This window comes from Janthinobacterium sp. LM6, from assembly GCF_002002885.1.
Taxonomy (GTDB): Bacteria; Pseudomonadota; Gammaproteobacteria; order Burkholderiales; family Burkholderiaceae_D; genus Janthinobacterium; species Janthinobacterium kumbetense.
In genome coordinates, this window is sequence record NZ_CP019510.1 from 1,852,909 (window position 1) to 1,879,450 (window position 26,542).

At 63.8% G+C, this 26,542-nt stretch carries 25 protein-coding genes; 20 read left to right on the forward strand and 5 right to left on the reverse strand.

All coding sequences use genetic code 11. From position 1 onward, the window contains the following. The first annotated feature begins 15 nt into the window (after positions 1-15). Both BZG29_RS08185 and BZG29_RS08190 read left to right on the forward strand, forming a co-directional pair. Positions 16-1,470, forward strand: a complete 1,455-nt coding sequence (locus BZG29_RS08185) for a mannose-1-phosphate guanylyltransferase/mannose-6-phosphate isomerase (RefSeq protein WP_077401002.1) — start codon at positions 16-18, stop codon at positions 1,468-1,470. Between the two features lie 74 nt (positions 1,471-1,544). Continuing rightward, the gene (locus BZG29_RS08190) at positions 1,545-2,585 is read left to right on the forward strand and encodes a TIGR03790 family protein (protein ID WP_253192824.1); all 1,041 of its coding nucleotides are present in this window, start codon (positions 1,545-1,547) and stop codon (positions 2,583-2,585) included. Positions 2,586-2,650: 65 nt separating this feature from the next. Here BZG29_RS08190 and BZG29_RS28425 read toward each other — a convergent pair whose 3' ends face one another. Then, complete coding sequence (locus tag BZG29_RS28425; RefSeq protein WP_253192825.1) at positions 2,651-3,373, reverse strand: PEP-CTERM sorting domain-containing protein; 723 nt, start codon at positions 3,371-3,373, stop codon at positions 2,651-2,653. On the opposite strand from BZG29_RS28425, the gene BZG29_RS27675 reads away from it, so the two are divergent. From BZG29_RS27675 to BZG29_RS08215, 5 genes are all read left to right on the forward strand, one after another. Beyond that, positions 3,372-3,698 (forward strand): hypothetical protein, encoded by a 327-nt coding sequence (locus tag BZG29_RS27675; RefSeq protein ID WP_150130834.1) that lies wholly within the window; start codon positions 3,372-3,374, stop codon positions 3,696-3,698. The genes BZG29_RS28425 and BZG29_RS27675 overlap by 2 nt on opposite strands. A gap of 124 nt (positions 3,699-3,822) precedes the next feature. Continuing rightward, a complete protein-coding gene (locus BZG29_RS08200; protein WP_077401008.1) occupies positions 3,823-6,837 on the forward strand; it encodes an ExeM/NucH family extracellular endonuclease in 3,015 nt (1,004 codons plus the stop codon). Positions 6,838-6,847: 10 nt separating this feature from the next. Beyond that, positions 6,848-7,486: an NF038129 family PEP-CTERM protein gene (locus BZG29_RS08205; RefSeq protein WP_077401011.1), complete on the forward strand. Its 639-nt coding sequence runs from the start codon at positions 6,848-6,850 to the stop codon at positions 7,484-7,486. Positions 7,487-7,681: 195 nt separating this feature from the next. After that, positions 7,682-8,392 carry a winged helix-turn-helix domain-containing protein gene (locus BZG29_RS08210; RefSeq protein ID WP_077401014.1) on the forward strand — a complete coding sequence of 237 codons (711 nt, stop codon included), beginning with the start codon at positions 7,682-7,684 and terminating at the stop codon, positions 8,390-8,392. Further along, on the forward strand, positions 8,392-9,075 hold the full coding sequence (locus BZG29_RS08215) for a LuxR C-terminal-related transcriptional regulator (protein WP_077401017.1): 684 nt from the start codon (positions 8,392-8,394) through the stop codon (positions 9,073-9,075). Before BZG29_RS08210 ends, BZG29_RS08215 begins: the two co-directional genes overlap by 1 nt. On the opposite strand, the gene BZG29_RS08220 is transcribed toward BZG29_RS08215, so the two are convergent. Further along, positions 9,072-9,503, reverse strand: a complete 432-nt coding sequence (locus BZG29_RS08220; protein ID WP_171984961.1) for a protease inhibitor I9 family protein — start codon at positions 9,501-9,503, stop codon at positions 9,072-9,074. The genes BZG29_RS08215 and BZG29_RS08220 overlap by 4 nt on opposite strands. 164 nt (positions 9,504-9,667) lie before the next feature. Then, the gene (locus BZG29_RS08225) at positions 9,668-12,745 is read right to left on the reverse strand and encodes a S8 family serine peptidase (protein WP_077401023.1); all 3,078 of its coding nucleotides are present in this window, start codon (positions 12,743-12,745) and stop codon (positions 9,668-9,670) included. A gap of 760 nt (positions 12,746-13,505) precedes the next feature. On the opposite strand from BZG29_RS08225, the gene gspG reads away from it, so the two are divergent. The 12 genes from gspG to BZG29_RS08285 all read left to right on the forward strand — a co-directional run bounded on the left by gspG (position 13,506) and on the right by BZG29_RS08285 (position 23,627). Beyond that, positions 13,506-13,949 carry a type II secretion system major pseudopilin GspG gene (gene gspG / locus BZG29_RS08230; RefSeq protein WP_034751618.1) on the forward strand — a complete coding sequence of 148 codons (444 nt, stop codon included), beginning with the start codon at positions 13,506-13,508 and terminating at the stop codon, positions 13,947-13,949. A 36-nt stretch (positions 13,950-13,985) separates the two neighbouring features. Next, on the forward strand, positions 13,986-15,191 hold the full coding sequence (locus tag BZG29_RS08235; RefSeq protein ID WP_077401026.1) for a type II secretion system F family protein: 1,206 nt from the start codon (positions 13,986-13,988) through the stop codon (positions 15,189-15,191). Then, complete coding sequence (locus tag BZG29_RS08240; protein WP_077409019.1) at positions 15,191-16,894, forward strand: GspE/PulE family protein; 1,704 nt, start codon at positions 15,191-15,193, stop codon at positions 16,892-16,894. The genes BZG29_RS08235 and BZG29_RS08240 overlap by 1 nt, the downstream gene beginning before the upstream one ends. Then, entirely contained in the window at positions 16,887-17,720 is an 834-nt protein-coding gene (locus BZG29_RS08245) for a hypothetical protein (RefSeq protein WP_150130835.1), read from the forward strand. Before BZG29_RS08240 ends, BZG29_RS08245 begins: the two co-directional genes overlap by 8 nt. Next, positions 17,717-18,265 (forward strand): hypothetical protein, encoded by a 549-nt coding sequence (locus BZG29_RS08250; protein WP_077401032.1) that lies wholly within the window; start codon positions 17,717-17,719, stop codon positions 18,263-18,265. Before BZG29_RS08245 ends, BZG29_RS08250 begins: the two co-directional genes overlap by 4 nt. Then, complete coding sequence (locus tag BZG29_RS08255; RefSeq protein ID WP_077401035.1) at positions 18,262-18,846, forward strand: hypothetical protein; 585 nt, start codon at positions 18,262-18,264, stop codon at positions 18,844-18,846. The genes BZG29_RS08250 and BZG29_RS08255 overlap by 4 nt, the downstream gene beginning before the upstream one ends. Then, complete coding sequence (locus tag BZG29_RS08260; protein ID WP_077401038.1) at positions 18,843-19,364, forward strand: hypothetical protein; 522 nt, start codon at positions 18,843-18,845, stop codon at positions 19,362-19,364. The genes BZG29_RS08255 and BZG29_RS08260 overlap by 4 nt, the downstream gene beginning before the upstream one ends. Beyond that, a complete protein-coding gene (locus BZG29_RS08265; RefSeq protein ID WP_077401041.1) occupies positions 19,364-21,400 on the forward strand; it encodes a secretin N-terminal domain-containing protein in 2,037 nt (678 codons plus the stop codon). Before BZG29_RS08260 ends, BZG29_RS08265 begins: the two co-directional genes overlap by 1 nt. Continuing rightward, on the forward strand, positions 21,397-21,888 hold the full coding sequence (locus BZG29_RS08270) for a type II secretion system protein (protein ID WP_077401044.1): 492 nt from the start codon (positions 21,397-21,399) through the stop codon (positions 21,886-21,888). The genes BZG29_RS08265 and BZG29_RS08270 overlap by 4 nt, the downstream gene beginning before the upstream one ends. A 3-nt stretch (positions 21,889-21,891) precedes the next feature. Continuing rightward, positions 21,892-22,275, forward strand: a complete 384-nt coding sequence (locus BZG29_RS08275; protein ID WP_077401047.1) for a type II secretion system protein — start codon at positions 21,892-21,894, stop codon at positions 22,273-22,275. A gap of 5 nt (positions 22,276-22,280) precedes the next feature. Beyond that, positions 22,281-22,907, forward strand: coding sequence for a type II secretion system protein (locus BZG29_RS08280; RefSeq protein WP_077401050.1), 627 nt, complete (start codon positions 22,281-22,283; stop codon positions 22,905-22,907). A gap of 222 nt (positions 22,908-23,129) precedes the next feature. Next, complete coding sequence (locus tag BZG29_RS08285; protein ID WP_077401053.1) at positions 23,130-23,627, forward strand: FxDxF family PEP-CTERM protein; 498 nt, start codon at positions 23,130-23,132, stop codon at positions 23,625-23,627. A 146-nt stretch (positions 23,628-23,773) separates the two neighbouring features. On the opposite strand, the gene murJ is transcribed toward BZG29_RS08285, so the two are convergent. Continuing rightward, positions 23,774-25,321: a murein biosynthesis integral membrane protein MurJ gene (gene murJ, locus BZG29_RS08290; protein WP_077401056.1), complete on the reverse strand. Its 1,548-nt coding sequence runs from the start codon at positions 25,319-25,321 to the stop codon at positions 23,774-23,776. Between the two features lie 297 nt (positions 25,322-25,618). On the opposite strand from murJ, the gene rpsT reads away from it, so the two are divergent. Then, positions 25,619-25,885 (forward strand): 30S ribosomal protein S20, encoded by a 267-nt coding sequence (gene rpsT / locus BZG29_RS08295; RefSeq protein WP_010395935.1) that lies wholly within the window; start codon positions 25,619-25,621, stop codon positions 25,883-25,885. 169 nt (positions 25,886-26,054) lie between these two features. On the opposite strand, the gene BZG29_RS08300 is transcribed toward rpsT, so the two are convergent. Then, on the reverse strand, positions 26,055-26,492 hold the full coding sequence (locus BZG29_RS08300; RefSeq protein WP_077401059.1) for a DUF192 domain-containing protein: 438 nt from the start codon (positions 26,490-26,492) through the stop codon (positions 26,055-26,057). Positions 26,493-26,542 lie beyond the last annotated feature (50 nt).

Here is a 26,542-nt window from a genome sequence, read left to right on the forward strand (position 1 = left end):
TTGCGAAGTGAAACCATGAAAATTTATCCAGTCATCCTGTCCGGCGGTTCGGGCACCCGTTTATGGCCGCTGTCGCGCGCTGTGTTGCCCAAGCAATTGTTGCCGCTGGTAACGGACAAGACCATGTTGCAGGAAACGGCGTTGCGCGTGACCAGCCTGCCCAACCGCCGTGCCGGCGATAGCGGACTGGCCGGTTTCGACGTCATGCCGCCGCTGGTGGTGTGCGGCAACGAGCACCGCTTCATGGTGGCCGAGCAACTGCGCGAGATCGGCTTGCCGCCGCTGGGCATTTTGCTTGAGCCCGTGGGGCGCAACACGGCGCCGGCCGTGGCCGTGGCCGCGCAATTCCTGCTGGCCATCGACCCGCAGGCGCTGATGCTGGTCTTGCCGGCCGACCATGTCATCACCGACGTGGCCGCGTTTCACCAGGCGATCGCCGAGGCGGCGCTGCTGGCGGCCGATGGCGCGCTGGCCACCTTCGGCATCGTGCCGACGGCGCCGGAAACGGGCTATGGCTACATCCGCAGCGGCGCGCCCGTCAGTCCGGGCGCCGCGGGCTGCAAGGTCGAGCGTTTCGTGGAAAAGCCGGACCTGGCCACGGCGCAGTCGTTCCTTGCCGCGGGTAATTATTTCTGGAACAGCGGCATGTTCATGTTCCGTGCCGAACGCTATCTGGGCGAACTGGGGCAATTCCAGCCCGCCATGCTGGCCGCCTGCGAAACGGCCGTGCGCGACGGTTACCGCGACCTCGATTTCTGCCGCCTGCAAGAGCAGGCCTTCGCCGCCTGCCCATCCGATTCGATCGACTATGCCGTCATGGAGCATACGGAGCATGCGGTGGTGCTGCCGGCCGCCATAGGCTGGAGCGATGTCGGTTCCTGGTCGGCCCTGTGGGAAGTGCAGCAGGGCGATGCCAACGGTAACGTGGTGCGCGGCGACGTGTATCTCGATGGCGTAAGCAATTGCCTGGTGCGCGCCGAGCGCCGCATGGTGGCCGTGCTGGGCGTGCAGGACCTGGTCGTGGTGGAAACGGACGATGCGGTATTGATCGCGCACAAGGACCAGGTGCAGCGCGTGAAACAGGTGGTCGACCACCTGAAGCAGGCGGGACGCAGCGAACACGTGCAGCACCGCAAGGTGTACCGCCCGTGGGGCAGTTATGAAGGCATCGATATCGGCGAGCGCTTCCAGGTCAAGCGCATCACCGTCAATCCGGGCGGCAAGCTGTCGCTGCAGATGCACCATCACCGCGCCGAACACTGGGTGGTGGTCAGCGGCACGGCGCAAGTCACGTGCGGCGAGAAGGTGACCTTGCTGACGGAAAACGAATCAACGTATATTCCCATCGGCATGACGCACCGCCTGGAAAACCCGGGCAAGCTGCCCTTGCACCTGATCGAAGTGCAGTCGGGCAGCTACCTGGGCGAAGACGACATCGTGCGCCTGGAGGATGTCTACCAGCGCGCCTGATGGCGTTCTCATTGCAGGGCAGCCGCGCCCCTGGCCGGCTGCCTCCGATCCCTCACTTACCGGTGTACCGACCCTTGCGCAACTTCCTTTGTCTTTCGCTGGCGCTGGCCGCCGGCGCCGCCCATGCCGACGCGCCAGCCGCCGCTGCCGCAGCCGTGGCGCCACCCGGCTTGCAGGCGTCGCAGCTGGCCATCGTCATCAACGACGCCGAACCCAACAGTGTCGAGGTGGGCGAGTATTACCGCAAGGCGCACGGCATTCCGGCCGCGAATGTGGCGCACGTGAATATTCCCAACCGTCCCCGCAAGCTCAGCATCGACCAGTTCGCGCAGTTGAAAGAACGCATCAATGCGCAGCTGAAACCCGAGATCCAGGCCGTGCTGATGGTGTGGAGCGCGCCGTATGCCGTCGAATGCAATGCCATCACCGCCGCTTTCACACTCGGCTATGACGGGGATCAATGCGCGAAGACGTGCGATCCCGGCAAGCCCAGCAAGTATTTCAACAGCGAGGCGGCGCAGCCCTACACGCAGCTGGGCTTGCGCCTGTCGATGCTGCTGCCCATCGATTTCGTGGAAGAGGCCAAGGCCGTGGTGGACCGCGGCGCCGTCAGCGGTTTTTCCGTGCCGGCCGCCAGCGCGTATTATTTGACCACCAGCGACGCGGTGCGCAACAGCCGGGCCGCTTTCTTTCCACCCGCCGGCGTCGTGCGCCAGCGCAAGCTGACCGTCAAGAACCTCAAGGCGGACAGCCTGGAAGGGGCGCAAGACATCATGGTGTACCAGACGGGGCAGGCCAAGGTGGCCAAGCTGGAGACCCTGCATTTCCTGCCCGGCGCCCTGGCGGACCACCTGACCTCGTTTGGCGGCGACTTGCAGGGCAGTAGCCAGATGAGCAGCCAGCGCTGGCTGGAGGCGGGCGCGACGGCCAGCTACGGCACCGTCAGCGAACCGTGCAGCTATTGGCAGAAGTTTCCCAATCCGACTGTGCTGCTGCGCCGCTACCTGTCCGGCAGCACGGCGCTGGAAGCGTACTGGGGCAGCGTGCTGTGGCCGGCCCAGGGCCTGTTCATCGGCGATCCGCTGGCGGCGCCGTATGCGGGTTTCCGGCGCTGAAACCGGATTCCTCCAGACAATAAAAAAGGCCCTTGCGGGCCTTTTTTCATGGTGCAGCGCGACTGTTACTTGCTTTTGCGGCGGCGCGCCAGGGCGACGAGGCCCAGTCCGGCCAGCAGCATGGCATAGGTTTCCGGTTCCGGCACGGCCGGGATTTCCGGCGTCACGGGGAGGATGCTGCCGCCCGTAAAGCCGCCACCCGAACCGCCGCCGCCGACACCGTTGCTGCCCGTGGGCAAGTTTTCACCGAGCGACGACGAAACGATCAATGGCGCCTGGGTGTCGCCGCTGCGGGCCTGATACGAACGGCCCGGGCCACGGTAGCCGGCCGCGTCATCGAAAGGACGGTTTTCTTCGGCGGCCACGAAGTCGCGCGTGATAAAGCTGAAGTCGCGGTCGTCGCTGGCACGCACCTTGCGCGGTTCGCCGGCACCGGCACCGTCAGGCAACTGGCGCGCGGCCAGGCGGTGATTATTCTCGGCCGATGACGAGTTGCGGAATTCCTGGTCGGACACGATGCCGTCAAATTCCGGCGTCTTGTTCGAGCCGTCGTTGGTGCGCGTGCCGGAGCCGATGAAGCCATTGGCCAGGCTGCAGGCGCTGTAGGTGCCGTCCAGGTTGGCGTCTTTCGTATTGCCATTCGCCGATTGCGTGCTGGCCTGGCAATTCTTTTCATTCTTTTGCGCAGGCGCGGCCGTTTGTGCCTGGGCGCTGGCGCCGAAGAACATCAAGGCCGCGGCCAGCAGCAAGGGACGGGAAGAGGCGGGCGTGAAAATTGGTGTTGGCATGATCGATCTCTCAAAAAGCATGGAAGGGTGCGCCGCTGGGCGCGTGTGTCCGCATGCGATTGTTGCCGCTCCCGTCCAGGCTACTGTTGCGAGCAAGGCAGGGAGTGCGTTTCAAGGTCAGGCATGGATGGGGCCTGCACTACTGGGTCTGGTGTTGCCGTTCAATTTCTTATCAGGAACTAAACTTATTTGTTTGAATTATATCATATTGTGCAGCGGCATAACGACCTGGCTTGCTTTGTACAGCCTGGCGTTGTTGAAAGGATACTTTCGGCAGGCGGCCGCCAGCCTGGATCCGCGCTGCGCATTACTCCGTTCAGCTTAATGAAATGTCATCAACTCGTCATGCACACTGTTTAGTATGCAAATCATAAGTTCGTCATCATTTTGTCAAGAACAGCCTGCCAGCGCCTGTCCGGGTTGGCGTCATCTTACCGACCAGGAAAACCATGAATGTCCACCTTGCCGTCCCGTCCGTCCCGCGCTCGTCCCTGCGTAAACCGTTGCGCCTGACGGTCATGGCCGCCGTGCTGGCCAGCCTGTCCTTGCCAGCCCTGGCCGTGTCCGATGTCGTCATCAGCCAGGTGTATGGGGGCGGCGGCAACACGGGCGCCGTGTACCGCAACGATTTCATCGAGCTGTTCAACCGTGGCGCCAGTCCCGTCAACCTGAGCAACTGGAGCGTGCAGTACGGCGCCGCCGCCAATACGAGCTGGTCCGTGACGGCCTTGCCGGCTATCGATTTGCAACCTGGCCAGTATTTGCTGGTCCAGCAAGCCAAGGGCACGGGCGGCACGCAAGACTTGCCGACGCCGGACGCGACGGGCACCCTGGCCATGTCCGGCACGACGGGCAAGGTACTGTTAAGTAATAGCAAGACGGCCCAGGTGGGCGCCAGCCCCACGGGCGCGGCCGTCATCGACCTGGTCGGCTTCGGCACGGCCAACGGCTTTGAAGGCGCCGTGGCGCCCGCGCCCTCGAATACCCTGGCGATTCTGCGCGCGAATGGCGGCTGCGGCGACACGGACGATAACAGCGTGGATTTTGCCACCGGCAGCGTGACGCCGCGCAATACGGCCTCGCCGCTGAATGTCTGCGGCGGCCCCGTCGTGCACAAGATCATCACCAGTTGCCCCGCCAGCCTGGCCCTGGCCGTGGGCAATGGCGGCAGCGCCGTGCTGCGCGCGTCCGACGCGGATGGCGTCGTGAACGCTGCTATCTTGAGTTCGCCGGCCGTGGCCGGCATCAGCCTGGCCAACTTCAGCGCGGCCGGCGTGGCGGGCGAGAGCGCCATGGTCAGCCTGCTGGTGGCCGCCGGCGTGCCGGTGGGCAATTATCCCGTGATCGTCAGCTTTAGCAATGACCAGCAGCAGACGGCCACCTGCAAGGTGGATGTCGCCGTGCAAGGCTTGGCCGCCGTCAGCCACACGATTCCGCAAATCCAGGGCAGTGGCGCGGCCAGCCCCTACGCCAATTCCGTGCAGACGACGGAAGGCGTGGTGACCCTGAAAGTGGGCACGGGCTTCTTCATCCAGGACGCGGCCGGCGATGGCGATCCGTCGACGTCGGACGGCATCTTCGTGTACACGGGCGCGACGGCCACCACCGTGCAGCCGGGCGAACTGGTGCGCGTGACGGGCACGGTGTTCGAATACACGCCCACGGGCGCCAAGAATTCCTACACGGAATTGAAGGACGTGACGGCCATCCTCACGCAAAGCGCGGGCCACGGCATCGTGCCGGCGAATGTGACCTTGCCGAACGACAAGCTGGCCGCCGTGGAAGGCATGCTGGTGCGTTTCACGCAGCCCCTGACCGTGTCGCAAAACGCCTACCTGGGCGCGCGCGGCGAGCTGACCCTGTCGGCGGGCCGGCGCGAAGTGCCGACCAACCGCTATCCGGCCGGCTCCGCCGAAGCACAAGCCTTGATCGCCGCCAATGCGAACAACCTGATTGTGCTCGATGATGGCATTTTCGTCACGCCGCCCACGATTCCCTACATCGGCCAGGACAGCACCGTGCGCAGCGGCGATACGGTGGCCGACCTGACGGGCGTGGTGGATTTCGGTGCGATCGGCGGTGGCGGCGCCGCCTACAAATTGCAGCCGACGCAGACGCCGCAGTTTTCGCGCGACAACCCGCGCACGGGCAGCCCGGAACTGCCATCCGGCAACGTCAAGGTGGCCAGCGCGAATGTGCTGAATTTCTTCACGACCTTTACGAATGGCAACAATATCTTTGGACAGACGGGGCAGGGCTGCACCTTGGGCGCCTCGACTACCAAGTCGAACTGCCGCGGCGCCGACAACCTTGCCGAATTCGAGCGCCAGCGCGACAAGATCGTGGCCGAACTGAAAGCCATCGATGCGGACGTGGTGGGCTTGATGGAAATCCAGAACAATGGCGAAATCGCCGTCACTTACCTAGTCGACCAGCTGAACGCGGCCATCGGCGGCGTCACGTATGCCGTGGTGCCGAAGCCGGCCGCCACGGGTACGGACGCCATCCGCGTGGCCATGATCTACAAGCCGGGCAAGCTTGGCCTGGTGGGCGGCGCCTTGTCGGACGCCAACGCCATCAACAACCGGCCGCCGATGGCGCAAACTTTTCTTGCGAGCAATGGCGAGAAATTCTCGCTGATCGTCAACCACCTGAAGTCGAAGGGCAGCTGCCCTTCGAGCGGGCTGGACGCGGACCAGAACGATAGCCAGAGCTGCTGGAATGCCACCCGCGTGCAGCAAGCCCAGCGCCTGGTGGGCAGCTTCGTGCCGCAGGTGGCGGCTGCTGCCGGCGACGCTGACGTGCTGGTCATCGGCGACCTCAATTCCTATGGCGCGGAAGACCCGATCCAGGTCATCACGGGCGCCGGCTTCGTCAATGAACTCGAACGTTTCGTGCGGCCGTCCGGCATGCCGTATTCGTACGTGTTCGGCGGCCAGAGCGGCTACCTCGACCACGCGCTGGCCAGCGCGTCGCTGAGCCCGCAAGTGGCCGGCGTGGCCGAATGGCATGTGAATGCGGACGAGCCGGAAGTGATCGACTACAACATCGACGCGGCCAAGCCGCAAGACTTGTACAACGCCTTGCCTTACCGCGCCTCGGATCACGACCCGGTCGTCATCAGCCTGGACTTGCAGCCCGCCTACCGCGACATCACGGCCGCCGTCTCGACGGCCAGTTCGGGCCTCGCGTACAACCGCGCGACGCAAAAATACACGGGGACGTTCTCGTTCACCAACACAGGCACGAACGCCCTGGCCGGTCCGTTCCAGGTGGCGTTCGGCGGCTTGCCGGCCGGCGTCAGCCTGGCCAATGCCACGGGCAGCCATGCGGGCGCCGCGTATGTCACGGTGAATGCCGCCAGCCTGGCGCCGGGCGCGACGGCCTCGTTTGCCGTCAGCTTCACCAATCCGTCGAAAGTGACGATCACCTACTCGGCCAGCATCTACGCCGGCAACTTCTAAGGACACCATCATGTTGACAACGAAATGCAATCCGGCCCTGCGCCGCGCCGTGCTGGCCGCCGTGCTGGCCGCCAGCTCCAGCGTGGCGCTGGCGGATCCGCTCGGCTACCGCGTGGAAATCGACACGAGCGCCTTTTCCGGCGCCGGCTTCCTCGACTTCGTCTTTATTGCCGGCAACAGCCCCGCGCCGGGCGCCAGCGCCGTGCTCAGCAATTTTTCGGGTGCGTTCGGCGCGCTGGAATCGCTGGAAGGCAATGTCAGCGGCAGCGTGCCCGGTACCTTGACCTTCGGCAATAGCGGCGCCTACAACGACTGGTTCCACAACGTGACCCTGGGCGGCAAGTTCGGTTTCAACGTCGTCTTCGGCGGTGATTTCCTGAACACGGCCGGCAACGCGGGCACGACGTTTGGCGTGGGCTTGCTCGACTACACGGGTATGGCTTACCTGGGCAATGCGAATGGCAACCTCGTGCAATTCGAACTGACCCCGCTGAACGGCGGATTGCCCGCCAGCATAGCCGGCAGCACCTACGCCAGCATCGCGACGATCTCGGCCGTGCCGGAAGCGTCGGAATGGATGATGCTGACGGGCGGCCTGGCGCTGATCGGTTTTGCCCTGCGCCGCCGCCAGTTCGTCACGCCAGCATAAATAGTCGTTGTCCGGCCTGAACACAGCGCGCCCTCGGTGCGCTGTGTTTTTTTTGGGCTATTTATTCGGAATGGCTATAAATCAGGAAACTAAATTGTATTAGTCACCGTTTTACGCTTGATGCATAGTCAAAAACTTGTCGTGCCGTCTAGTTTCTCAGGGAGGGCCGCCCACTTTTTTCGGGAGGATGCATCGATGCGCCGTCATATTCTGCTGCTGGATCCTGCGCCAGCTTCGCAAGCCTTGCTGGTGCATAACCTGCAAGGCGCCGGCTACCGGGTCAGCTGCGCCGTGGATGCGCGCGGCGCGCTGGCCTTGCTGGCCGCCGATCCGCCCGACGTGCTGCTGCTGGAATGGGAGCTGCCGGATGCGTCCGGCATCGCGCTGCTGCGCCAGGTGCGCCAGGATGGCGTGCTGTGCGACTTGCCCATCATCATGGTCAGCGCGCGTGACAGCGAACAGGACAAGGTGCTGGCCCTGGAAAGCGGCGCCGACGATTATCTGTGCAAGCCCGTCGGTCCCCGTGAAATGCTGGCCCGCGTGCATGCGCTGCTGCGCCGGCGCGCGCCAGCGGCCTTGCGCGCAGGTTCAAGCGCGGACGGCGCCGCCTTGCGGCTCGATCCGCACACCCGGCGCGTGACGGCCGGCAGCGTACCTGTCAGCCTGGGCCGCGTGGAATTCAAGCTGCTGCATTTTTTGATGGACCATCCGGGCAGGGTGCATAGCCGCGCGCAACTGCTGGACCAGGTGTGGGGCCATGCCGCGTATCTGGACGAACGCACGGTCGACGCCCACGTGGGACGCTTGCGGCAGGCTTTGCTGCCGGGCGGCTGCGGCCACCGCATCGAAACCGTGCGCGGCAGCGGCTACCGCTACCTGGCGTGTGACACCGCCGTGTGCGCCTGATGTTGCTGACGGGGCGGGAACAGGAATACTTGCTGCACGCCATACTCGGCGCGCATGGCATCGCCGCGCCCGGCGATTTCTTTTTGTGGAGCCAGGGGCCGCTGCAGGCGCTGCTGCCGCATGCCGTCCTCGTCTGCGCGCAACTGGGCGCCGATGGCGGCGTGGTGCGCAGCGCGGCCTGGCATAGCACGGTGCTGGCCGAGGCCGAGGTGCGGGACTTCAGCGACCCGCGCCAGGGACAGGTGGCCCGGCTGGCGCAGGCCTGGCGCGCAGGCGGGCGGCGCGTCGCCTTCATCGACGGAGTCCTCGTGCATGGCAGCGCGGGCGCTGGCGGCGGCAGTTTCTTTGCCCTGTTCCGCGCCCCCTGCGCATCCTGGCCCGATCCGGCGCGCCAGGCGTACGTGCTGGAATTGCTGCTGCCCTGCCTGCATCTGCATTGGCTGGCGCTGCCGGACGGCGCGCAGGCAGCTCACGCCGGCGCGGCGCGCGCGGCCAGTGCGCGCGAGCTGGAAGTGCTGCACTGGGTCAGCATCGGCAAGAGCAATGAAGAGGTGGGGCAAATCCTCGGCATCAGCGGGGGGACAGTGAAAAGCCACTTGCAGCGCATCTACAAATTATTGGGGGTGAGCAATCGCACGCAAGCGGTCTCGCGCGGCATCGCGCTGCGGCTGCTCAGCCATTAGCGCTGGTTCTGCGGTATCGCGTGTTGATTGCTGCCGCGATTCGTCAAATGCTCCTCGGTGCTGAGCGACACTTGCGTCACGTCCGGGTGCGCTTTCAGGCGCGCCACCTCGTCCGGCGTCAGCATGGCGGCAAAGCCGTTCAGGGTGACCGTGTAGCGGTATTGCACCGGCGCTTCGGCCACCAGCGCCAGCACGGCCCGCTGTTTTTCTTCCAGGTAGGCCGTGTAGCGCCGTGCCGCTTCGCTATCCGTGTCGAGGCGCTGGCCGTGGACGATGGTGGGCGCGAAGCCCTTCACCCCGCCCGTGTAGGAAGCCAGCGGCGCAGCGGCCAGCTGCACGATGTAGGCCTGGCGTGTTTCCTGTGCCATGGCGTGCTGTGGCGCGAGGCAGGCCACGGTGACGGCGAGGGCGAGGTGGGCTGAAGACATGATGCTCTCCTTAAGTGTGTGTGGGGCTTGGGGCATACTCTATATTAGAGCAGATGGCGTACCGGCGGCATTATTCAGGAACCTGGGCAGCGGTAAGACAGGGCAACGGCCGCCCATGCCATGGCGGCCGTTGCCCGTGATACCGGAAGTGCAAGCGCTGCGGTTTATGGATCCATCTTCAGCAGCGTAGTGCCAATCACCTCAGCCTTGCTATCTAACCACTGCACGGCACCCAGATAGTGCTTGCTCATATCCAGGCCTGACCAGCTCGTGTCCACCGTATTCGCACCGAGCGCATAGCTGCCGCTCGCGGTTTTCGCCTGCAGATTGCCTCCAACGTGGCGACGGTTGACGACGTTCCACGTGACAATCAAATCCGTTGAAATGCCATTGGCGACGGTATAGCCGATCACGCATGCCTGGTAGTTGCCCGGTGCCAGACTAGTGATGTCGACGCGTGCATCGCTGCCCTTGTTGCCGTCGTATGCATACACTACGCCACTGCTGTCGACGATTGCCAGGTCGATATCATGCATCTGTGAGCCGGCAACATGCTGCATATCGCGGTTGTAAATGGCAAAGCTGACTGCTGCCGTGTCAGCCTCGACGACAAACGGTATCAGGCTTGTGCCTTCGCCTCCGTTCTTGCAGGTGTCGCCGAGGTTCCTTATGTTAAGGAGTCCTTTGTACCCCTGCGTCAGATTGAGTTGAGTACGATTGGCTAACTGGAGGCCGGCGGTCACCGCTTTGATGCCAGTAGTGACGCTATTCTTAATAGCTAGGAGATAGGATCCGCTCGCCGCTGTCAGTTTTAGAGACTCAGGCACCTCCAGCAACTGCGAGCGGGCGGCGATCGGGCTGCGCACTGTGTGTTGTCCATCGGACCAGGTCAGCTTGCCGAATTTCCAGGTGTTCACTGCTGCCGAGGTACGCGTGAGTGTCACCCCGAAGTCCTTGGTTTCACCCGGCTTCAGAGTCAGGCTCTTGGGTACTACGTCAACGTCATAACCGTCCATCACGGCCGTGGCATGATAGGTTGCCTGTGCCCCGCCCACATTGGTGACCCTGCGCTTTACTGTTTGCTTGAGATATACATTGTTAACGGCAATCGATGGCAGGTTCAGGTGCTGACCAGCATCTAGCACTTTGGTGCAGCCTTGGCCGATGCCCATCTCGCAAACGTATGTCTCGTACTCGGCCTGGGAAATGTCGTACACCAGTCCTGGATCGCTGGCCGAGTTTGGCGCCACTTGTCCGGCGCCCTGGGCAAACGGCAGATGGCTGCGCGCATTGCCAGACAGGCGAGTGGCGTCTGCCCGCGTATCCGTGGCGGTGGTCATCAACGCCGACTTGATGGCGGCCGGCGTCCATTTCGGGTATTGCTGGCGCAGCAAGGCAGCCAGGCCCGCTACATGTGGTGCTGCCATCGACGTGCCGCTATCGACTTTCCAGCGCTGCTGCGGCTGCAGTGTGCCGGCGATGAAGGCGTTAAGGTCAGTAATCGTTGTGACACTGGGAATAGAGGCGGCATAGATATCCACGCCCGGTGCGCCAATATCGGGTTTGAGTACATTGGTGTCATGCTTATTTGGTCCGCGTGCCGAAAAGTCGGCGACGCTGGGCGCAGGGTCGGGATTGGCGGGAAAGAGGGGGGCCATGGCGGCGCTGGAATTGGTCCGGGTAATGGTTCCATAGGCCACTAACTTGCCCCAATCGCTGTTATCTATGTATATGGTCGGCACATCATGCGCTACCACCTTCGCCCCCGTGTTGGCAACGCGCTCCAGCAGGACCATGCCCACTCCACCTGCCGCTTTGACTGCCAGGCTCTTGTTCTGGTGAGGGGTCAGGTCATCGACGCAGACGACGATCTTGTCCTTTACCTTGGCTGGATCAAGCCGTGGCTGCATGTTTCTGGCATCTATGGAGCCGACGCAGGCTATTAATTGGTGAATGTCGGCACCAGGCAGGCCCGCGTCTTCGGCGAATATCAGTTGTGACTGAAGTACGGTGGGGGCGGCCGACTGACCTTGAAGTAATGTGCCATCGCCCAGGCGCAGCGTGGCCTTGCTGTTGCTAGGGGCCGCGTGCCCATGCGTGGTGGCTGCCACCGTGGTCACCCATGGACTGACGTGCTGAAGTGTATTGGATGGACCGTCATTGCCCGCCGCTGCCGCCACGAAGATGCCGGCATTGGAGGCATTCCGGAAAGCCTCCGCTACCATATCATCTACCGCAAGGCCGCCGGTGATGGATAAATTGAGCACATCGACGCCATCGCTCACGGCCTTCTCCACGGCCTCAAGCTGATCCCCAGTTCGGCAGCCCAATTCGGCATTGCCGGATGCGACCGTATTAGACCAGCATACCTTGTAGACCGCCAGCCTGGCGCGTGGTGCCATGCCGGAAATGCCTGCATAGCTGTTGCCTGCGGCGGTTGCCGAAACATGCGTGCCATGGCCTCCCAAGCCGAGTGCGTCGCGCGGCGAACGGAAATCGCTGAAATGGAGGATACCGTTCGCACTCTGAAAAGCAGCGTCGATGTAGCGTGCGCCAATGAGTTTATTGTTGCAATCTGCGGCGGTAAAACTATTGCCGGTCTGGCAAATGCCTTTCCACTTGGCCGGCGGCGCAGTATAGGCCAGGCTGGCGGCCGGGTCAAAGGTGGGCGTGCCATTGGCATCGACGCGGTCGGCATAGGCGGGATTTTCCGGCCAGACACCCGAGTCGATGACGCCGATGATGACGTCTTCGCCGGCGCGTCCCATGCCGCCCACCGTGCGCCACAGCCCGCTATTGTCGTTCAGGCCCAGATAGGCGGGCGTGTTGAAGGTCTGGATGGCTTGCGGCTGATCGGGCGTGACGTTCGATACTTCGCCGCTGGCCTTCAACTGGCGTACTTCGGCGGCTGTCAGCATGGTGCTAAAGCCGCTGAGCGTGGTCTTGTACTCATAATTCACAGGTGCATCGGCGACGAGCGCCTGCACGGCACGAAGTTTCTCTTCCAGGTAGGCGGCGTATTGCTGGGCATTGCTGCTGTCGAGATCGAGCCGTTCACCGGCGGCGGGCTTGGTGGCGGGCAGGCCAGCGATGCCGCCCGTGTAGGCGGCGATGGGCAGGGCGCGTAGTTGCACGATATAGGGCAGGCGCACGTCATCGTTGTTGATTGATTCGGCGTAGGCGGAGACGCCGACGCTGGCGAACAGCAAGGCAATGGCAAGGCAGGCGGGACGTAATTGCATGGGAAATCCTCAGTGAGATGGACGGATACGGACAGGTTCAGGCGCTACTGCGCGTGGCGGTGCGGCTACGGTGTTCGCTGGAGGATCGCCGGATGCGGCGTGGCGGCTGGCAATGTGTTTCATGGTCTTCCCTATGGTGATAGTTTGACGTTTCGGCGCGAAGGATCGCTCGGGCCGACATGACATCCAGTATCTTCTGGACTTGAAAAACTATATCCATAGTGACAATTAAATCGTCGCGTGTAATGCTTTATTTCTTATTCAATAACGATAAATTACTGGATGAGCTTAGTACTTTCATTCTTGTTTGTAACTAATAGTTAATAATATATATTTTCATTTCGTTGTTGTGATGAGACATTGATTTATTTAAATCATCTAAAAACAGTTGAATTATTTTTTTAAAAACTTGAATATATTCAACATGTTACATTTGTTTGATGATTTGCTTTTTTGATGAAGGCAGGGCATACTTAATCTGCTGTGCTTGCTCTATTCTTGTTTTTGCTCATTCGAGTTCTGAAAAGTTGAATGAAATAAATACTTGTGGTTGGTTTGGCGCGCCACATGCTTGCCTTGGTTGTGATGTGCGTGAAGTTTTCCCGGAATTTTGTTGTTTTCAGTACAAAGAAAAGATTGTATTTACCACAAGCGGCATGGTAGCCTCACAGGCATCAGGCAGGCGCGCGCCGCCTGTGCGCGGCCATCAGCGGCGCACATGGCGGCAATGTATTGAAGGTAGGCAATAAGGAGTTACCGGATGCATGCAGCACACAGGCAGAACCTTGCGGCAACGCGCCATGCGCGCGGCTTTACCTTGCTCGAACTGTTGGTCGTCATCGTCATCATCGGCTTGCTGGCGGCGTATGTCGGCCCCAAATATTTCGCCCAATTGGGCAAATCCGAAGTGACGGTGGCCAAGGCGCAGATCGAGGCGTTTGAAAAATCGCTCGACACCTATCGCCTCGACGTGGGGCGCTACCCGACCACGGAAGAGGGCCTGGCCGCGCTGCTGGTCGCGCCGCCCGCCGCCGGCACGCGCTGGAATGGTCCCTACCTGAAAAAGGCCGTGCCGCTCGACCCGTGGGGCCATGCCTATCAATACCGCGCGCCCGGCAGCAAGGGCGAGTACGACATCGTCTCGATGGGCAAGGATGGCCAGCCGGGCGGCAGCGGCGAGAACGCCGACATCAGCTCGCAATAACGCCAGCGCCATTCTTTTTCCTACGGACAAGCCATCATGCAGTTCGAAGTACGCGCGCTTTCCACGGACCAGGCCGTAGCAACCTTGCATACGTGCGTGATCGATGGCCGCGACGAAGCCGACGCGCGCCGCCAGGCCGAGGCGCGCGGCCTATTCGTCAGCGCCATCCGCCCGCTGCGCGCCACGCCGTTCAGCGCGGCCGGGCGCCAGCGCGCGCGGGCCTTGCCCCTGCTGCTGTTCAGCCAGGAGTTGCTGGCGCTGTTGAACGCAGGCCTGGGCATCGTCGAGGGACTGGAAGCCTTGCTGGAAAAGGAAGCGTCGCCGGCCACGCGCAGCGTGCTCACGCGCCTGCTGGAAGGCTTGCGCGAAGGCAAGCGCTTTTCCGCCGCCCTGGCGGAGCAAGCGGAACTGTTTCCCCCCTTGTATATCGGCATCGTCAAGGCGGCCGAAGGTACGAGCGACTTGCCGCGCGCCTTGTCGCGCTACATCGATTACCAGCAGCGCATCGATACGGTGCGCGGCAAGATCGTCAGCGCCGCCATCTATCCCGCCATTTTGCTGGCCGTGGGCGGCGGCGTCAGCGCCTTCCTGATCAGCTATGTCGTGCCCCGTTTCGCCGAGGTGTACCAGGGCGCCGGGCGCAACCTGCCGTGGATGTCGCAAGTCATGCTCAGCTGGGGCCAGTTCGTCACGCAGCATGGCGTACTGTTGCTGCTGGGGCTGGCGCTCGCCGGCAGCGTATTATTTACCGCCGTGCGGCGCGTGCTGCGCCATGGCGGCGTGGCGCGCCTGCTGGCGAAGTTGCCCGGCATCGGCGAGCGCGTGCGCATCTATGAACTGTCGCGCCTGTACCTGACCCTGGGCATGCTGGCCGAAGGCGGCATCACCATCGTGCAGGCGATCGCCACCGTGCAGGCGATGGTGTCGCCGGGCATGCAGGCATCGTTGCAGCAGGCGCGCGGCGCCATCGAAGCGGGCCAGCCCCTGTCGTCCGCGTTTGAGCAATATCAACTGACGACGCCCATCTCCCTGCGCATGCTGCGCGTGGGCGAGCGCACGGGCGACATGGGCCCCATGCTGACGCAGTCGGCGGCCTTTTATGACGGCGAAATCAGCCGCTGGATCGACCGTTTCACGCGCACCTTCGAGCCGCTGCTGATGGCCGCCATCGGCCTCGTCGTAGGCGCCATCGTGATCCTGCTGTACATGCCCATCTTTGACCTTGCCGGCGATATTTCATGATGCAGAGCGCAGCCGAATCCCCCGTGGCCAGCGTGGCCATCGATCCCGCGCTGCTGCAGCACGCGCGCACCCTGTGCCTGCAATCGAAGCGGAGCCTGGTCGAGGAATTGCAGCAATTGAGCGGCATCGAGGCGCGCGCCGTGGTGCGCGCGCTGGCGCGTCCGTTCGGCCTGGCCGTACTGGAAACGGCCGACATGCTGGCGTTGTCTCCCGCCTTCGACGTGTTGCCCCTGTCGCAGGCGCTGGCGCGCCACAGCGTGCTGCTGCGCGCCGCCGACGGCCAGCTGGTGGGCGTGATCGCCGACCCGTTCGACCTCGACCTGCAAACCTGGTTAGCTGCGCGCGCCGGGCAGGGTGCCTTGAGCATCCGCCTGGCGCTGCAGGCCGACATCGGCGCCTACCTGTCGAAGCAGGAGGAATCGGCGCGCGCCGTCGACAGCCTGCTGCCCGGTGCCGCCACCGATGCGCGACGCGACGGCAAGACGGCCGCCGTGCTGTCGTTCGCCAGCGTGTCGGAAGCGGCCAGCCCCGCCGTCAAGCTGGTCAACTCGACCTTGTATGATGCGCTGAAGGCGGGCGCCTCCGACATCCACCTGGAAAGCACGGCCGGCGGCCTGGCCGTCAAGTACCGCGTCGACGGCGTGCTCGATCACGCCACGTCCGTCAACGGCATCGAAGTGGCGGAACACATCATCTCGCGCCTGAAAGTGCTGGCCGAACTCGATATCGCCGAGCGCCGCGTGCCGCAGGACGGCAGCTTCCGCGTCGAATCGGGCGGGCGCGAAATCGATTTGCGCGTCTCCATCATGCCCAGCATCCATGGCGAGGACGCCGTCATCCGCATCCTCGACAAGCGCGCCATGATCGAGGCCTACGGCGCCCTGACCCTGGAAGCGCTGGGTTTTGACGCGCCGTCGCTGGAAGCCTTGCGCGCGCTGGCGCAGGAAGCCTACGGCATGCTGCTCGTCACCGGTCCCACGGGCTCGGGCAAGACGACGACCCTGTATGCGGCGCTGACGGAAATCCACAACGGGCGCGAAAAGATCATCACTATCGAAGACCCCGTCGAATACCAGTTGCCCGGCATCCTGCAGATACCCGTGAATGAAAAGAAGGGGCTGACGTTCGCCAAGGGCTTGCGCTCCATCCTGCGCCACGACCCCGATAAAATCATGGTGGGCGAGATCCGCGACCGCGAGACGGCGGAAATCGCCGTGCAGTCGGCCCTCACGGGCCACCTGGTGCTCACCACCGTGCATGCGAATAACGTCTTCGACGTGTTCGGCCGCTTCACCCACATGGGCATCGATCCGTATGCCTTCGTCTCGGCCCTGAACGGCATCTGGGCGCAGCGGCTGATCCGCACCAACTGCCCCCATTGCGCGGTGGAGTACACGCCGGACGACGGTGAACTGGCCAGCGTGGGCCTGGCGCGTGCCGACGTTGATGCATATCAATTCAAGCAGGGCAAGGGGTGCGGCGACTGCCGCGGCACGGGCTACAAGGGGCGCCGCTCGATCGCCGAGATTCTCGTGCTGACCGATGAAATCCGCGAACTGATCGTCGACAAGAAGCCGATCCGCCAGATCAAGGCGGCCGCGCATGCGAACGGCACGCGCAGCCTGCGCCTGGCGGCGCTGGAACTGGTCAAGCGGGGCGCCACCACCATCACGGAAATCAAGAGGGTCACCCTGCATGCGTAGAGGTTTTGCGAAGTTGAGCTTGGGACAGGCCCTGCGCCTGGGCGTGGCGGCGGGCAAGGTGAGCCTGTGGCGCAGCAGCCGCTGGCGCGCGCCCGCCTGGACACCGCTGGGCGAAGCGGCGTATGTGCCCGGCGACACGCTGCACGGCGACTTTGCCGCCCTGGGCCAGGCGTTGGAACAGATTCTGCCGGCCGGCGAGTACGCGGGCTGGCCCCTGTCCGTGGTGCTCGACGATGGGTTGGCGCGCCTGTGGCAAGTGGATATGCCGCAAGGCGCCGCGCGCCTGGCCGATATCGAGGCGGCCGCCGCGCTGCGCTTTCAGTCGCTGTATGGCGATCCTCCCGGCCTGTGGCACAGCAGCAGCGCCTGGGATGCGCGCGCGCCTTTCTTTTGCGCCGTGCCCCGTGCGCTGCTGGCGCAGCTGACGCGCGTGGCGGCGGCACGCAAGCTGGCCCTGATTTTCATTACGCCGCAATTCGCGCGCCACTGGAACCGCTGGCACGGCGCGTTGCAGCCGGGCGCCTGGTTCGGCCAGTTGCAGGAGAATGCCTTGACCCTGGGCGTGCGGCACGATGGCCGCCTGCGCGCCGTGCGCGCGCTGCCCGTGCCGCCCGGCGCGGGCCAGGATTGGCTGGAACACACGCTGGCGCGCGAGGCGCTGCTGCAAGGCGTGCCCGCACCGGCGCTGCTGCAGCTGTGCGGCGCGCCGCCGGCGCTCTGGCTGGCGCCGGCGGCGGCATTCCGCTGCCAGATTTTCTCCACGCCGGACGGCGATGGCGCCTTGTCGCCGGCCGGTCGGCTGGCCCGCAGCGGAGGCGTGGCATGACGCGCCTCGATATCGATTTCGCGCCCCCCGGCTGGCGCCGCAGCCTGCACCGCGTGCCTGCATGGGCATGGATGACGGGGGCGCTGGGCGTGGCGCTGGCCGTCACGGCGGCCTGCAGCGGCAGCGCCGCGCTGCAGCGCCAGCAGGCAAGCGAGGCACATTGGCGGCTGGCGCAGCAACGCGTGCTGGCCGCCACGCAGGGGCCGGTGACGGCACCGCAAACACCGATCGCGCCCGCGCAGGCGGCGGCCGTGAATGCAGCCATCCTGCAATTGAACCTGCCGTGGCGCGACTTGCAGGATGCGCTGGCCAGCGCCACGCCGCCCGCCATCGCGCTGCTGGCGCTGGAGCCGGACGCGCGCAAGCGCGTGCTGAAGATCACGGCGGAGACGACCGGCAGCGACGCCATGGTGGCCTACATCGCGCAACTGAAGCAGCAGGAGCTGTTTGGCGCCAGGGTGCAGCTGCTGCGCCATGAAATCAATGCGCTCGACCCGAACAAACCCTTGCGTTTCCAGCTCGAAGCGCGCTGGGGCACGCCATGATGGCCATCGACATCAATATCCTGCGCCTGCGCGCGCAACTGCTGCTGCGCCGCCTGGGCGCGCCCGCCTGCCTGGCCGTGGCCTTGCTCGCACTGGGCGTGGCCGCCTGGGCGTGGGCATGGCAGCAGCGGGCCGTGGCGGCGCAGCTGGAAGCGCGTCCGTTACCCGTGCCATCGCTGGCCGTGGCCATCGCGGCGCCGCCGGCGACGGCCAGCGAGAACCTGGCGCGCTTTTATGCCGCCCTGGGACAGCCGCGCCACGCGGAGCAGCAGGTCAAGCAGCTGTTCGACCTGGCCGCGAAAAACGGCTTGCTGCTGGCGCAAGGCGAATACAAGAGCGGTTACGACAAGGCCGGCAAGGTCGCCACGTACCAGGTGACCTTGCCGCTGAAGGGCAGTTATGCGGCCGTGTGGCGGTTCGCGCTGCAGGCGCTGCGCGCCGCTCCCTTCGCCTCGCTCGACGAACTGAGTTTCCGCCGCGAGCAAATCGCCGATACGCAACTGGAAGCGCGCCTGCGCCTGACGTTTTATCTGGCCGATACGCAGGCCGATGCGCCGGGCGATGCGGGAGGCGCGCCATGACGCCGCGTCATTGGCTGATGCTGGCCGGCGTGCTGGGCGCGGGCGCCTTGCTGTTGTTCGGCGAGCGCCAGCCCGTGGCCGACGTGGCCGAAGCGGTCGAGCGGGCCGTCGCGCCTGCGCGCCATGCGGCAGTCAAGCCGCCGGCCGCGCAGCCGGCCATCCTGGCCCTGCTGCCGCGCAGCGAAGTGGCGGGCGAGGAGGGCGAGACCTTTGGCGGCACCGACGGCGTCTTCCAGAGCCAGGACTGGACCCCGCCGCCGCCGAAGGTGGTCGCCGTCGCCCCGCCGCCGCCGCCCCCGCCGACGGCGCCGCCGCTGCCCTTCGTCTACCTGGGCAAGGCGGCCGCCGACGGCGCCTGGGAAGTGTTTTTATCGCGCGCCGACAAGACGTATATCGTGCGCGCCAATACCGTCATCGATGGCGCCTACAAGGTCGTGACGATTGCGCCGCCCGTCATGACGCTCACTTATCTGCCGTTGAACCAGCTTCAGCAGCTCAACATTGGAGTACTCGAGTGATGCCTCGTTCCTTTTCACCGGCGCCGTTGCTGGCGCTGCTGGTGCTGCTGTCCGGCTGCGCAGGGCAGCAGGCCTACCGCGACGGGCGCGAGCTGATTGCGCAAGATCAAATACCAGCCGGTCTGCAAAAGCTGCAGGAAGCGCTGCAGCAAGACCCCGGCAACGCGCAGTACCGCAGCGCGTATCTGCAGGCGCGCGAACGGGCGACCGGCAGCCGCTTGCAGCAGGCCGAGCGCCAGGCGCAGGCGGGGCAGGGCGAGCTGGCGCGCGCCTCCTTCATGAGCGTGCTGGAAATCGATGCGCAGAACGAACGGGCCAACAGCGGCTTGCGCGCGCTCGAACGCGAGCAGCGCCAGGGGAAATTGCTGGCCGATGCGCGCACGGCGCTTGAGGCAAAACAATACGACCCCGCGCGCCAGCGCCTGAACGCCATCCTGACGGAGCAGCCGAATCACGCGGGCGCGCGCGCGCTGCTGCGCGAGGTCGATGAAAAGACGGCGCCGCCCATCGTCGAATCGGGCCTGGCCAGGTCGTACAAGCAGCCGATCACGATCGAATTTCGCGACGCGCCGTTAAAACAGGTGTTCGAGCTGATCGCGCGCCGTTCCGGCCTCAATTTCGTCTTCGACAAGGACGTCAAGGCGGATGCGAAAACGTCGATCTTCCTGAAAAACAGCACAGTGGAGTCGGCCGTCTACTTCCTGCTGGTGACGAACCAGCTGGAGCAGCAGGTGATGGATGCGAACACCATTTTGATCTATCCCAATGTGGCGGCGAAATTGAAGGAATACCAGGAAGTGCTGGTGAAGACCTTCTTCCTGGCGAACGCGGACGCCAAGCAGGTGGCCAACACGCTCAAGACCATCCTCAAGACGCGCGACGTGGTGGCCGATGAAAAACTCAACCTCGTCATCGTGCGCGACACGCCCGAGGCGATCCGCCTGGCCGAGCGCCTGATCGCGCTGCAGGACGTGCCGGAGGCGGAAGTGGTGCTGGAGCTGGAAATCCTCGAAGTCAAGCGCAGCCGCCTGATGGAACTGGGCGTGGCCTGGCCATCGAGCCTGACCTTGACGCCGCTCAGTACCTCGGGCGGGATCGGGTTGACCATCAACGACTTGAATAATCTGAATCAGCGTACTATCGGCGTGAGCAACCTGGCCGTGACGGCGAACGCCAACAAGACGGACGGCGACGCGAACATCCTGGCCAACCCGCGCATCCGCGTGCGCAACCGGGAAAAGGCGAAGTTCGTCATCGGCGACAGGGTGCCCGTGGTGACCACCACGATTTCGCCGGGCACGGGCGGCTTCGCTTCCGAGTCGATCAGCTACCTGGACGTGGGCCTGACGGTGAACGCCGAGCCGACCATTTACCTGAATAACGAGGTGGGCATCCGCATTTCGCTCGAAGTGAGCAACCTGGGGGCGGCCACGACCACCCGCAGCGGCTCGACCCTGTACCAGATCGGCACGCGCCAGGCCTCGACCATGCTGCAGCTGAAGGATGGCGAAAACCAGGTGCTGGCGGGCCTGATCAACAATGAAGAGCGCAGTTCGGGCAACAAGGTGCCTGGCCTGGGCGACATACCCGTGCTGGGGCGCCTGTTCGGCAGCAGCAAGGACGACAGCCAGAAGACGGAAATCGTGCTGTCGATCACGCCGCACCTGGTGCGCACGGTGCAGCGTCCGGAAGCGAAGGAGTCGGAATTCTCGGCCGGCACGGAAGGCAGCTTCCGCCGCCGGCCCGACATGGCGGCCAAGGCGCCCACGCAGATGCCGGGCACGGTGATCGTGCGTTCCGGCCCGTCGGCCGTCGGCATGCAGCCGGCGCCGGCGCAGCCGCTGATGGCGCCGGGCCAGGTGCCGCCGATCTTGCCACAGACATTGCCGCAGAGCGTGCCCGCGCCGGAAGTGGCGCCATCGCCCGAGCCGGCCGCCTCGCCTTTGCCGATCTCGGCTGGACAGCCCGTGCCGCTGCAGGCGTCGCCCTTGCCGCTGTCATCGAGCCAGCCGGTGCCGGTGGCGCCTGCCAAATGAGACTGGCGCATGCGCAGGGCGGGCCAGGCGGCTTCACCCTGATCGAGCTGCTGGTGACCCTGGCCATCCTGGGCGTGCTGGCCACCCTGGTGATCCCCGTCACGCAGGTGACGGTGCAGCGGCGCCAGGAGCAGGAATTGCGGCGCGCGCTGCGCGAGATCCGCCAGGGGCTCGACGCCTATAAACGGGCCGGCGACGAAGGCCGTATCCTGCGCACGCCCGACGCCAGCGGCTATCCGAAAAGCCTGGACCTGCTGGTCGAGGGCGTGCCGGACCAGCGCAACCCGAAGCGCAGCAAGCTGTTTTTCCTGCGCCGCGTGCCGCGCGACCCGTTCAATGCGGACGCGGGCCTGAGCGATGCGCAAACGTGGGGCAAGCGCAGCTACGCCAGCGAAGCGGCCGAACCGCGCGAGGGCGACGATGTGTACGATGTGTACTCGACTTCCAACAAGACCGGCCTGAACAACGTGCCTTACCGTCTATGGTGAATCATGCCTGTCCCTGACCGCGCGCGCGGCTTTACGCTGATCGAGCTGCTGGTGGTGCTCGGCATCGTGGCGCTGTTGCTGACCCTGGCCGTGCCCCGCTACTTTCCCAGCCTGGACAAGGCGAAGGAAACCGTGTTGGCGGACAACTTGCGCAACCTGCGCACGACCATCGACCAGTTCCACGGCGATACGGGCCGTTATCCCGATACTTTGGAGCAACTGGTCGAAAAGAAATACCTGCGCGCCATGCCCATCGACCCCATCACGGACAGCGACAGCAGCTGGCTGATCGTGCCGCCGCCCGACGACACGCCGGGCCAGGTGTATGACGTGAAAAGCGGCGCGCCCGGCAAGGACCGCAGCGGCACGCCGTTCGCCGACTGGTAGCGGCCATGCATCGTCCTGCGCGCCGTCAGCGCGGTTTTACATATCTGGGCCTGATCATCCTGGTGGCCATCCTGGGCCTCGTGGGGGCGGCCGGGCTGAAGATGGGCTCCTTGCTGCAGCGCCAGGCGGCCGAGCAGGAGCTGCTCGACATCGGGGCGCAGTTTGTCGATGCGCTGCAGAGCTACGCGGGCGCCACGCCCGCCGGCCAGCCGCAGCATCCGCCGACCTTGGCCGCCTTGCTGCGCGACCCCCGCTTTCCGCAAGTGCGCCGCCATCTGCGCAAGCTGTATGTGGACCCCGTCACGGGACGCGCCGAATGGGGCTTGCTGTACCAGCCCGGTGGCCAGGGCATCATCGGCGTGCATAGCCTGTCGTCGTCCGCACCCTTAAAAGTGGGCAATTTCGACGCCCGTTTCACCGGTTTCGAAGGCAAGTCGCACCTGTCCGAGTGGCAGTTCGTTGCCGGCGGGCCCGTGCCGCCGGCGGGACTGGTCCTGGCGCCGGCGGACGCCGCCGCGCCGCCCGCCTTGTTCCCGCCGCCGCATCCGGCTGCGCCAGCGCCCGAACCATCGGCGCCCGAGGCGGCGGAGCCGGAGGAAGAGGCCGGCGCGCAAGCGGGCAATCCGCAGTAACCATAAGTCAACGATGAAGAATACAGGGATAACTATTTTCACCTGGAAATTCATCTTGACCTGGAACCATTTCATAGTGGAAATACTTTCAATAAATGAAATTTCAATAAAATAATTACAAGTAATTTAATGTCTTTATGATACCATTCCTCCTGGTACTTTCAGTACTAAAGCGATGGCTGGCCCACCTGGCGGCCATAAATTACTTTTAAGGGATAATTTATGAAATTGAAATTTATCGCGGCAGGCATTCTGGCTGCAGCATCGTTCAGCGCATCGGCGGCCACCTACAATCTGGGCATCCTGGATCCAAGCGGCTTCGATACGCGGGCATCGATCACCACCAATTTCGCCGCCAATTCGGTGGTCGATGATTTGTGGACCTTCAAACTGCTGACCCCGTCGTCGACCTCGTTTGGCGCATTGCAAACGTTTTCCGTTGCCGAAGGCGCGATCAGCAACTTTGCCGCCACCCTGGTGGGCTATGGCGACCTGACCCTGACGTCGGTGGCCGGCATCCAAAGCCTGAGCTGGGCCGGTTCCCTGGCGGCGGGTACGTATGAGGTGCGTGTTTCGGGCTTGACCGGTTTGCAGAATGGCCAGTACGTGGGCACGGTCTCGGCCTTGCCTGTGCCGGAACCGGAAACCTACGGCATGCTGCTCGGTGGCCTGGCGCTGGTCGGTTTCGCTGCCCGCCGCCGCGCCCGCAAAGCTGTTTGATTTTTGCTGGCAAGAATGACAAAACCCGCCGAGGCGGGTTTTTTTGTTACGTGTGTGATTGCGACAACATGCGCCGGACTAGGCGCCAAGTCGAAGACGGTACGCTGGTACGGCGAGACGCAGGCAACAACGTCCTGCGCATGTTGTCACGCGTGGCGCTTGAAGTCGCGGAAGCGGAAGCCAACCGCAAATAACGTCGCAAAATACGCCACGCCGCACAGGGCCACCACCAGGGCCAGCGCGCCGGCCCGCAACAGCGGATGGGCTTGCATAGCGATCCAGTCGATGCGCATGGCGCCAGCATACGCCACGCCGCCCATCACGATGAGCGCCGGCAGCAGGCGCAGGAAGAACTTGGCCCAGCCCGGTTTCGGCTGGTAGATGCCGCGCTTGCGCAAGCCCCAATACAGGAAGCTGGCGTTCAGGCAGGCACCCAGGCCGATCGACAGGGCCAGGCCGGCCACGGCGATGTAGGGCACGAACAGCAGATTCATCAGCTGCGTGGCGATCAGCACGCCGATGGCGATTTTCACGGGCGTGCGGATATCCTGGCGCGCATAGAAGGCGGGCGCCAGGGTTTTCACCAGGATGATGCCGATCAAGCCCAGGCTGTAGGCTACCAGCGGCTGTGTCGACATGGTCACGGATTCGGCCGTGAACTTGCCGTAGTGAAATAATGTCGCGATCAGCGGCGTGGCCAGGGTCGCCATGCCGACGGCGGCAGGCAGGGCCAGCAAAAAGGTCAGGCGCAAGCCCCAGTCGAGCAAGGCCGAGTATTCCGTCTTGTCGCCATCGACATTCGCCTTCGACAGGCTGGGCAGCAAGATGGTGCCCAGGGCCACGCCCAGCATGGCGGTCGGGAACTCCATCAGGCGGTCCGCATACGACAGCCAGGAAATGCTGCCCTCGGCCAGGCGCGACGCGATGCTCGTGTTGATCATCAGGCTGATCTGCGCTGCCGAGACGGCGAACACGGCCGGCCCCATCTTTTTCAGCACGCGGCGCACGCCGCCGTCGGACAGGCCGATGGCGGGATTGATCGACAGGCGCGGCAGCATGCCGATCTTGATCAGCGCAGGTATCTGGATGGCCACTTGCAGCAGGCCGCCGGCGAACACGGCAATGGCCATTGCGTAGATCGGCTGTTTCAAGTGCGGCGCGAGGAACAGCGAGGCGGCGATGAACGACAGGTTCAGCAGCACCGGCGTGAAGGCGGGTATCTTGAATTCGCGCCAGGTATTCAGGATGCCGCCGGCCAAGGCCACGAAAGACATGCAAGTAATATAAGGGAACATCAGGCGCGTCATCCACACGGCCGCGTCGAAGGCGCCCGGATCCTTGGACAGGCCTGTGGCGATCGCGTACACGAACCAGGGCGCGCCGACGATGCCGATGGCGGACACGAGCAAAGTGGCCCAGACGAGGGTGGTGGCCACATGGTCGGCCAGTTGCTTGCTCGCTTCCTGGCCATGCTGGTTCTTGTATTCAGACAAGATCGGCACGAAGGCTTGCGAGAAGGCCCCCTCGGCAAACAGGCGGCGCAACAGGTTGGGAATGCGGAAGGCAACGATGAAGGCGTCCGTGTAGGCGCCGGCGCCAAAGGCGCGCGCGAACAGGCTTTCGCGCAATAATCCGGTTACACGGGACAGCATGGTCATGCTGGAAATGGCGGCGAGGGTTTTAAGCAAGTTCATGGGGGCAGATTATAGCCGGGCGCGGTACCGGCAAACGGTTAAAATATGGTAACAAGCGGGGCCGATTCGCCCTTGCCAGGCCCATTTTCACGTGTTTTTGGCGTGACACACGGTTTTTTGATTTGCTCCCGCTTGAAAATATCGCTATAATCGAAGGCTGTACAGAATTCTGTTACGCAGACACTAATGTTTGACAGGCACTGGTTTGGCACACATGGTTCGGCAGACGCACAGAACGCACCGGTTGGCAAACACTAATGTTTGCAAACGCACTTTGACCCTGTTTTAGGAAATTCCATGGCAAATACCGCACAAGCGCGCAAACGCGCTCGTCAAGCAGTTAAGCAAAACGCACACAATTCGTCCCAACGTTCGACCTTGCGCACGGCTATCAAAGCTGCTCGCAAAGCGATCCAGGGCGGCGACAAGGCAGCTGCTGCTGCAATCTTCCAAGCATCCGTGTCGACCATCGACCGTATCGCTGACAAGAAGATCATCCACAAAAACAAGGCAGCTCGCCATAAGAGCCGTCTGGCAGCTGCTTTGAAAGCACTGTCCGCTTAATATTCGCCAGCAGGCAAGCCGCCACGGCGGCCTTGCCTGTGCCGGTACGCTGGCACTGGTTGAAAAGCAAAAACCCGCAGATTTATTCTGGCGGGTTTTTTCGCGTTCCCGCGTGGTTTTTTTTGAGCGGTTTTTTGCCGCCGTGTCCACTACGGACAGCGGCCACGGCCTAGCGCGCCCCCGGCAAGTTGCCGATGTTCATGCCTGGCTTGATGTTCTTTTGCTTGAACCAGCCCAGGTGCATTTCCAGCGCATAGCGCACGGGCACCGTTTTCGTGGAGCAATGGCTGTCGAGCGTGTGCGGCTGCATGTCTTCGATGTTGACGATCTTGCCGCCGGCATCGATAAAGGCCACGGACAGGGGCAGCGGCGTGTTTTTCATCCACATGCATTGCGTGGACGGGTTGCCAAAGACGAACAGCATGCCCGCATTGGCCGGCATCTTTTCACGGTACATCAAACCCTGTTCGCGCTGCTCTTCCGTGGCGGCCACTTCCGCCTGGATCAAATGCATGCCAGCCGACAGTTGCATGCTCTGCGCTTGAGCAATGTTGGCGCAGGCCAGCAGGGCGATGGACAGGCTGAGATGGCGTAGGGAATTTTTCATGGGGCGGGACGGTGGCGGCGAAGCGGCGATTAAGCCATGCTGGCGGCTGC

Excerpts from the sequence above, each read along its gene's own strand:
- BZG29_RS08185 (WP_077401002.1), top strand. The coding sequence starts at position 16 with ATGAAAATTTATCCAGTCATCCTGTCCGGCGGTTCGGGCACCCGTTTA.
- BZG29_RS27675 (WP_150130834.1), top strand. The coding sequence starts at position 3,372 with ATGATCGATCTCTCAAAAAGCATGGAAGGGTGCGCCGCTGGGCGCGTG.
- BZG29_RS28425 (WP_253192825.1), bottom strand. The coding sequence starts at position 3,373 with ATGCCAACACCAATTTTCACGCCCGCCTCTTCCCGTCCCTTGCTGCTG.
- BZG29_RS08200 (WP_077401008.1), top strand. The coding sequence starts at position 3,823 with ATGAATGTCCACCTTGCCGTCCCGTCCGTCCCGCGCTCGTCCCTGCGT.
- BZG29_RS08205 (WP_077401011.1), top strand. The coding sequence starts at position 6,848 with ATGTTGACAACGAAATGCAATCCGGCCCTGCGCCGCGCCGTGCTGGCC.
- BZG29_RS08210 (WP_077401014.1), top strand. The coding sequence starts at position 7,682 with ATGCGCCGTCATATTCTGCTGCTGGATCCTGCGCCAGCTTCGCAAGCC.
- BZG29_RS08215 (WP_077401017.1), top strand. The coding sequence starts at position 8,392 with ATGTTGCTGACGGGGCGGGAACAGGAATACTTGCTGCACGCCATACTC.
- BZG29_RS08220 (WP_171984961.1), bottom strand. The coding sequence starts at position 9,503 with ATGTCTTCAGCCCACCTCGCCCTCGCCGTCACCGTGGCCTGCCTCGCG.
- BZG29_RS08225 (WP_077401023.1), bottom strand. The coding sequence starts at position 12,745 with ATGCAATTACGTCCCGCCTGCCTTGCCATTGCCTTGCTGTTCGCCAGC.
- gspG (WP_034751618.1), top strand. The coding sequence starts at position 13,506 with ATGCATGCAGCACACAGGCAGAACCTTGCGGCAACGCGCCATGCGCGC.
- BZG29_RS08235 (WP_077401026.1), top strand. The coding sequence starts at position 13,986 with ATGCAGTTCGAAGTACGCGCGCTTTCCACGGACCAGGCCGTAGCAACC.
- BZG29_RS08240 (WP_077409019.1), top strand. The coding sequence starts at position 15,191 with ATGCAGAGCGCAGCCGAATCCCCCGTGGCCAGCGTGGCCATCGATCCC.
- BZG29_RS08245 (WP_150130835.1), top strand. The coding sequence starts at position 16,887 with ATGCGTAGAGGTTTTGCGAAGTTGAGCTTGGGACAGGCCCTGCGCCTG.
- BZG29_RS08250 (WP_077401032.1), top strand. The coding sequence starts at position 17,717 with ATGACGCGCCTCGATATCGATTTCGCGCCCCCCGGCTGGCGCCGCAGC.
- BZG29_RS08255 (WP_077401035.1), top strand. The coding sequence starts at position 18,262 with ATGATGGCCATCGACATCAATATCCTGCGCCTGCGCGCGCAACTGCTG.
- BZG29_RS08260 (WP_077401038.1), top strand. The coding sequence starts at position 18,843 with ATGACGCCGCGTCATTGGCTGATGCTGGCCGGCGTGCTGGGCGCGGGC.
- BZG29_RS08265 (WP_077401041.1), top strand. The coding sequence starts at position 19,364 with ATGCCTCGTTCCTTTTCACCGGCGCCGTTGCTGGCGCTGCTGGTGCTG.
- BZG29_RS08270 (WP_077401044.1), top strand. The coding sequence starts at position 21,397 with ATGAGACTGGCGCATGCGCAGGGCGGGCCAGGCGGCTTCACCCTGATC.
- BZG29_RS08275 (WP_077401047.1), top strand. The coding sequence starts at position 21,892 with ATGCCTGTCCCTGACCGCGCGCGCGGCTTTACGCTGATCGAGCTGCTG.
- BZG29_RS08280 (WP_077401050.1), top strand. The coding sequence starts at position 22,281 with ATGCATCGTCCTGCGCGCCGTCAGCGCGGTTTTACATATCTGGGCCTG.
- BZG29_RS08285 (WP_077401053.1), top strand. The coding sequence starts at position 23,130 with ATGAAATTGAAATTTATCGCGGCAGGCATTCTGGCTGCAGCATCGTTC.
- murJ (WP_077401056.1), bottom strand. The coding sequence starts at position 25,321 with ATGAACTTGCTTAAAACCCTCGCCGCCATTTCCAGCATGACCATGCTG.
- rpsT (WP_010395935.1), top strand. The coding sequence starts at position 25,619 with ATGGCAAATACCGCACAAGCGCGCAAACGCGCTCGTCAAGCAGTTAAG.
- BZG29_RS08300 (WP_077401059.1), bottom strand. The coding sequence starts at position 26,492 with ATGAAAAATTCCCTACGCCATCTCAGCCTGTCCATCGCCCTGCTGGCC.